1 protein-coding gene is annotated in these 1,863 nt (G+C 41.3%); it reads right to left on the reverse strand.

All coding sequences use genetic code 11. The features are described from left to right. Window positions 1-1,094 (reverse strand): ankyrin repeat domain-containing protein (locus KDK14_RS10740; protein ID WP_257265105.1); only part of this gene is annotated, 1,094 nt, incomplete at its 3' end. Between the last annotated feature and the right edge of the window lie 769 nt (window positions 1,095-1,863).

A 1,863-nucleotide genomic window follows, 5' to 3' on the forward strand; every position in this document is an offset into this window, starting at 1 on the left:
CTGACGCTATTATTCTCAGCAGCAAAGTGCAAAGGTGTATAGCCATCCTGATTGGTGGTGTTGACATCCCACCTGTGAGTCAGAAAAAATAAATCGTTATAGGAATCACTTAATCTTTCCATAAAACCCGGCATAGATGCGGATATGCCACTGGAGATAGCATTCATGATCGTCGAGAAAGCCAATTTTATAATTCTCATTTTTTGCTGGTCCCGACCTGCCCATTCATCAACCAGAGCTTTCACGCATTGGTAAGCGTCGTTTTGAGAAGCAATATGCAGGGGGGTGTTGCCGTCCTCAAGATAAATCTTGTTGCCCATTTTTTTTCCGATATTTTCACCGCTTTTATATGCCAAGTCTGATGAAGCAATGCCTAATAATACCGAACCTGATAACACTGAAATAGATGCAATGGTATGAGGGAAAGCTGAGAGATCCCACGAAGATAGCAGAGATCCAAAACCGAACATCGACATCACCGTGCCCATTTGAAAACCAGTAATATACATATTCGCAATTTCACCTACAATTTCACAAAGCGCAACAAACTTTGCACTGACAGCTGCCGTTTCAACTTTGGTCAATCCAGCTATGGCCACTCCAACTCCCGTCGCCAGTGTTGCCAATTGGGCACACAGCTTTTTATGTTCATCGGCGTGATTTTGAATAGCGCTCGACAAAGTCCGGAAGCACTCGGTGAAGTCCTTGCTATCATTATGTCCACTAACTGAGGCTTCAGCTACCGCTTTGGCTACAGCTGAAAGAGCAGCGGTGCAATCACCTTCAGGTTTCAGTGCCAGCCCCATCTTGAGAGCTTCCAGATCTCCTTTTTTACAGGCATCTTCTAACAAAGGCTCTTTATTTCGAGTCAGGGACATACCTGGCCCACAACGACAACAAAGCCTTTTAATCACAGATTTACCGGGCTTCGCATTGTCGTGGTATAAACATTCCAGGTGACATAACAGATGCTTTTGGCAGTTTGTTTCGACAAATGAATGCCCACCCAATTGACTTGGCTCTTTGTCTGTATTCAAGCAGATAAGGCATCGTTTGGGTGTTAATGACCCCGACGCGCTGCTGGTAGCGTTCATTTAATCACTCCATTTTCATAAGCGAAAAGGTTACTCAAATAATCTAGCGGATGATTATGCAATCCTGAAAAATAGGCCAAATAAGGGAATGGTTTGTTTGGTGGTCAAAACTGGCTTGAATTTGTGTTTGGCAGTTTATCAAACCATGTTTATGACAAAAAAACGTTTATGACAGACAAACATTTTCGACAGAAACGATGTTTATGACAGTTAATATTTATAATAATTTTTTCCATTCATCTTAATGTTGAGGCCCTGATTATACTCTGATCATACTTGTTAGATAATGAATTTGAGTATTCCCAAACAGTTTTATAAAAGTCATTTCAATGCCAACAATAGACAAGATTTATTTAAGTAAATAATAATATTTTGAAATCACTAATTAACCCTTAATGACTGTTTATGTAAAACCGTTTATGTGTAACCAGGGAAGGGTCTTGATTGATCTGATCGTCTGTCAGGCAGAGCTTGGGGATGGTTCGGTTATCAAGGTCAAGGGAGAGTCAGTGGGTATTAGGAAAGGGCATTTATTCTGAAAGTGGAGATCGAAAATGGTGCAACTTAAATGACGCAACATAAGTTGAAGTTGAAAAAAATCAGATCAAGAATCAAGATCCTGCCCCGGCTTCCCTATCCTTCGAGGTAACTGTTTGGTGATCCCATACAATGTTCGCGATTACCTGGGGCTGCAGCCATGTTGAACTTAAGTATAGGTGCTTGTAGCCCTTGGAAATCAAGGGTCAATATGGTTTCAACGAATAGTTAC

Origin of the sequence: Endozoicomonas sp. ONNA2, assembly GCF_024606365.1 — a bacterium.
In the GTDB taxonomy this organism is placed as follows: Bacteria; Pseudomonadota; Gammaproteobacteria; order Pseudomonadales; family Endozoicomonadaceae; genus Endozoicomonas.